The organism is Vibrio sp. S9_S30, from assembly GCF_014694455.1.
Taxonomy (GTDB): domain Bacteria; phylum Pseudomonadota; class Gammaproteobacteria; order Enterobacterales; family Vibrionaceae; genus Vibrio.
In genome coordinates, this window is record NZ_JAAUWT010000056.1 from 1 (window position 1) to 4,171 (window position 4,171).

Annotated in this window: 5 protein-coding genes and 3 pseudogenes; 4 read left to right on the top strand and 4 right to left on the bottom strand. The window is 45.8% G+C overall.

Translation table 11 applies throughout. From position 1 onward, the window contains the following. Nucleotides 1-315: 315 nt before the first annotated feature. Nucleotides 316-690: a hypothetical protein gene (locus HC752_RS23655; protein WP_190337647.1), complete on the bottom strand. Its 375-nt coding sequence runs from the start codon at nt 688-690 to the stop codon at nt 316-318. A gap of 230 nt (nt 691-920) precedes the next feature. Between HC752_RS23655 and HC752_RS23660 the strand changes: the two genes are divergently transcribed. After that, on the top strand, nt 921-1,232 hold the full coding sequence (locus HC752_RS23660; RefSeq protein ID WP_190337648.1) for a hypothetical protein: 312 nt from the start codon (nt 921-923) through the stop codon (nt 1,230-1,232). Nucleotides 1,233-1,339: 107 nt separating this feature from the next. On the opposite strand, the gene HC752_RS23665 is transcribed toward HC752_RS23660, so the two are convergent. Then, nucleotides 1,340-1,531: a hypothetical protein gene (locus tag HC752_RS23665; protein ID WP_190337649.1), complete on the bottom strand. Its 192-nt coding sequence runs from the start codon at nt 1,529-1,531 to the stop codon at nt 1,340-1,342. 38 nt (nt 1,532-1,569) lie between these two features. Between HC752_RS23665 and HC752_RS23670 the strand changes: the two genes are divergently transcribed. The 3 genes and pseudogenes from HC752_RS23670 to HC752_RS24920 form a co-directional block, all read left to right on the top strand. Further along, complete coding sequence (locus HC752_RS23670; RefSeq protein ID WP_190337650.1) at nt 1,570-1,890, top strand: DUF2170 family protein; 321 nt, start codon at nt 1,570-1,572, stop codon at nt 1,888-1,890. Nucleotides 1,891-2,092: 202 nt separating this feature from the next. Continuing rightward, nucleotides 2,093-2,497, top strand: a pseudogene (locus tag HC752_RS24915) (DUF350 domain-containing protein); the annotation flags it as partial. A 168-nt stretch (nt 2,498-2,665) separates the two neighbouring features. After that, nucleotides 2,666-3,418, top strand: a pseudogene (locus HC752_RS24920) (DUF1190 domain-containing protein); the annotation flags it as partial. Between the two features lie 3 nt (nt 3,419-3,421). On the opposite strand, the gene HC752_RS23685 reads toward HC752_RS24920, so the two are convergent. Together HC752_RS23685 and HC752_RS25520 are read right to left on the bottom strand one after the other, a co-directional pair. Continuing rightward, nucleotides 3,422-3,847, bottom strand: coding sequence for a hypothetical protein (locus HC752_RS23685; protein ID WP_190337651.1), 426 nt, complete (start codon nt 3,845-3,847; stop codon nt 3,422-3,424). A gap of 205 nt (nt 3,848-4,052) precedes the next feature. Further along, nucleotides 4,053-4,171, bottom strand: a pseudogene (locus HC752_RS25520) (IS982 family transposase); the annotation flags it as partial.

A 4,171-nucleotide genomic window follows, 5' to 3' on the forward strand; every position in this document is an offset into this window, starting at 1 on the left:
GACTTACGCGATGATTAAGGCGCTGAATAAGCTTACTGGGTTAGGTATGCCTAAAACTTGTCGTATTGACTAATAAATATACGACATGGGACGATTCTGTCTCTGAACTGAATTACGCAACAAAGCCCGTTCACTTGAGAATGGAAGGACAGCCCGTAGTAATACTCGAGCGCTTCATAGTAATCATACCTGTACCCGAAGACACATGGAGGGTATTTGTGGGGGATTTGGCTTTTGAAACCTCGATTTTGAGAGAAGATTTCCTTGGCTACAACGAAAGCAGCCGCCTTGAGTTCTTGCTCGTGCTTTTCATAATCAAACGTTCGTTGGAGTGAGCTTCTCCCTCGGACGGTGATCCTGCGTAGAGTATAAGAGTATAAGAGTGTGTACGTCATTTTCTCTTAAAACCCTACATACCTCCTCTTCAAAGACCGCTTTTGTAGCGCCAAAGACAATGAGATCTACCAGTTCATTTTTAAGTGCATCCAGCATCGAATCTAACCCTTCACCATAAAGGTGTGCTAACCGGTTAGAAATGCTCAGCGATAAGTTAAGAATCCACGAGCATTCATTAGGGTATTGCCGAATTACTGCAAGCTTATATATCTCTTGGGCTATGAAGTTTGTCACATCAGAAAGGGCGTTGCTCTCTTCTTCTAGCTTAAGTTGAGGGGGCGTTTTTATGCTCATGGAATCTACCTGTATGACTGGGCTCGCAAACAGTGTAAAGCCACAAAAAGAAGAATGCTAGGTAGTTGAATAGTGCGGATTTAGCTACCTAGTATTCCATTCTGGCAAGGCCTAGACTTGAGGTTGAAAAGAGGGAGAGTACCAGTGCGGTACGACATTTTGACCTCACCAACAGGCCTGTGGAGGACGCCCCGGCAAAGGTCTGAACGCATTAACTAAGGAGAAATATCATGGCGAACATTGTACAACGAAACTTTCAAAGAAGCTTAGCGGCTTCCGTCACTGCAGTAGCGGAGGAGTTAGGCTTGCCTCAAGCCGAGGTAGTAGAAGTTATGAACGAGGAGTTTGGCTATGTCGACAATGAAAATCCAAATGAAGTTGCAACGCTTATAAAACAAGTCGAACTGGATACCGCAGCTGAAAAACATGCACGAGAAAACAGCGTGACTGTGAGCAAAAGAGCTGTTGTCCTTACAGCTTTGGAGCGGGACGTGGGAACTCTCTCAAGACTTTTTGACGGAAAAGATCCACAGCCCACTTAGTGGCAACAAGCTTTATTGAGTATCCCTTCTTCAAACAACGATAATGAAATCGACATAAGAAAAGGGCGCCATCTTAGGCGCCCTTTCTGTTTGGTCAGTCTTTGTCATCAAACTTTGAATTGCTCAACTATCTCATCCAGTTTTTTGCATTGGTCTGCCAGAGTAGAGCAAGCGTCTTCGGCGGTATCCACCAGCTTAGCCATAGATTCAGTGTGATCTGCGATGCGCTGCATGTTCTGATTGATTTCGTTGCTGACAGAGCTTTGTTCCTCGGCCGCAGTAGCAATCTGAGCATTCATCTCGTTAATCACGACAATAGACGAAGCGATAGAATCAAGTGACCCCCCGCTTTTGCCGCTTGCTCAACAGTCTGGTCACCTGTCTTGCGGCTTGCGGAACTCAGATTACTGTTGAAGCTCTTCTGTTCCCAGCAGACAAAGTTCAAGACGTAAACGCTTTGAACCAACGCATTTTAGAAACCCACAAAATGATCCCTCTTACCTCAATTGGGATTACCGAAGTAGATGGCCAGTCTTACTACACAGCTTTTGGAACTCTCTCTTCGGACTCTAAAGTGGAAAGCGTTGTAGAGGAAGTTTCAGTGTTGTTCCAAAACATCCCTGAAATCCTTGAGACATTCGCTGAATTTCTAAAATAAACAACTGAATAAGGTAGATTTGAATATGGGCGTACTAGCAAAAATTTGGTCAGCAATTAAAGGTACGGTAAACAACGGCGCAGAAGCTGTTATCGACGCGAATGGTATCACTATCCTTGAGCAGGAAATTCGTGAAGCTAATGAAGCAATCCGTCAAGCGGATAACAGCCTTGTGATCGAATTACAAAACGAAAGCGTAGCAATGGCTCAGTTTATGGAAGGTGTAACAGCATTTGCAGGTTACTTTGGCTTGTCTCTGCTTTTCCTCGTGGGTTTTAAGTTCATCTACATGATGGTAACTCCGCATGATGAATGGAAGCTGATCAAAGAAGAAAAGAACGTGTCGGCCGCTGTTGCTCTTGGTGGTGCCCTAGTGGGTTATGCAATTGCCATTGCAAGCGCGGCTAGTAACTCAGTAGGTATCATCGACTACGCAATGTGGGGTTCTATTGCCTTAGTAGCTCAGGTAGGTGGTTTCTTTGTGGTACGTGCTTTGATGATGCCGAAAATCGTTCAGCGTATCGAAAATGACGAAGTACCAGCAGCCGTAGTATTAGCTTCTGTATCTATCGCTATCGGTCTGCTTAACGCAGCTTGCATGACTTACTCATGCGAGGCTGATATGACCGAGAAAAACAACAACAGACGCCGGATGCGTAGTTCTGGGATCAACATCGAGAACAAACGTAAAGCACTGCGCACTTTCGCCCTGACACCAATTGCCCTTGGGCTTGCTGGCTGTGGTTCTAACGAACCTATGGACATCAAGGTATATAAGGATCTTGGTAGCTGTAAAGCAGACGGCCAAGCAAACATTACGGCTGAATGTGACACGGCATACAAATCTGCCCTGCGTGAAGCCGACCGTACATCTCAGAAGTTCTCAAGTGAAGCGCACTGTGAACTCGAATATGGCAATTGTGTGGAGATGCCAGGCAAACTAGGTTGGCGCCCAGAGATGGCTGCTTTCATGGTTGCAAAATTGACTCCGCAGCATCACAGCGACTACTGGATTTCAGATCAATACTCTGACTTGTTCTTTCAGCCCCTGTTCACGTCAAACTCTACGTTTGTCGACCACTACGGCAAGCTGTTCTTTGCTGATGGCAAAGTGATCGGAGACTACGGCAAGTTTAAGAACATTGAGTTCGAAATGTCTCAGTCCTACTTACACCCACTCCCAACAGTGCGTCTGCAAACAGTCGACCTGAACCCGGGCGTGACAGACGCAGCGATTGCAGCCGTGGGCAATGGTGGTGATAGCTGGGACGCCGTGGACACTCTGGCAACAGCGTATATTGCATCCGAAGTGATCGATGAACTAGGTGACTACTCTGAACGCAAACATAAGGAAAAGCTATATAAAGAGCAGCAGAAAATGGGCACTACTGGTGGCATCTACTCAGGCTCAAACAAGACCGCTAAAGATAGCTACAAGCCAACCTACAAGGACAAACCGGTTGTGAAAACCAAGTCAAAAGGTGGCTGGGGCTCGCTCTCATCATCGAAATCAAGCTGGGGAAGCTAAAAACTACCAGCAACCCAAACCAAGGCCTGTTCCGCAGGCCTTTTTCAATCCGGGCGCTTTCTCAAAGCACTCTTGCGGGTCGAGTGAACCATGAGAGGCCTTAAGACAGATTCTGATAACGATAGGGGGAATAATGTTTCGCAAATCACTAATCGCAGCAACAACAGCGACTGCAAGAGACATCGACGCCCGATTAAACATTGGTTCATCCAGTTCGTCGAACGTTGGACACTGGATGAAAGATACGCTATTTGTCCCGATTTTAAGGATGTCGTACGTGAAATCTGCAGGAAGATAGCCAGCAAACTTTTCTATTTTTAAATCTCCGCACGATTCCAAATAGACCTTATGGACATACAGATACCCACCAATCTTCTTTCCGGCTGTACCAGCTCTCTTTAATCCCAAAAGTCTTAATTGTTCGTCCACGAATAGCTCCTGTTTTTGGTCAAGACTATCGCAAGTCCCGGAACGCACAAGTATTCACCCTCAAATACCGTTGGGTATTTCTTGTAAGGCTAGGGGAGCTCGATCTTGAAAACGAAGATGGAGGTTGAGGGAGCACCAGCAGTTTGATCTATAGAAGTATGTTGTCATACACCCACAGTTCAATGACTCCCCCTTTAAGATCTGGTTAAGCGACCACGATGCCATGTATATCTAACAGTTCAGACTCTTGGGCTGTTAGATTCAAACTTGGTTTGTCATCTTTCAAGCAATAAGCGATAAGACCACCGACTAAGTTCAACATAA

Bases quoted from the DNA above. Each gene is read 5' to 3' on its own strand.
- HC752_RS23655 (WP_190337647.1), bottom strand. From the start codon at position 690: ATGAGCATAAAAACGCCCCCTCAACTTAAGCTAGAAGAAGAGAGCAAC.
- HC752_RS23660 (WP_190337648.1), top strand. From the start codon at position 921: ATGGCGAACATTGTACAACGAAACTTTCAAAGAAGCTTAGCGGCTTCC.
- HC752_RS23665 (WP_190337649.1), bottom strand. From the start codon at position 1,531: ATGAATGCTCAGATTGCTACTGCGGCCGAGGAACAAAGCTCTGTCAGC.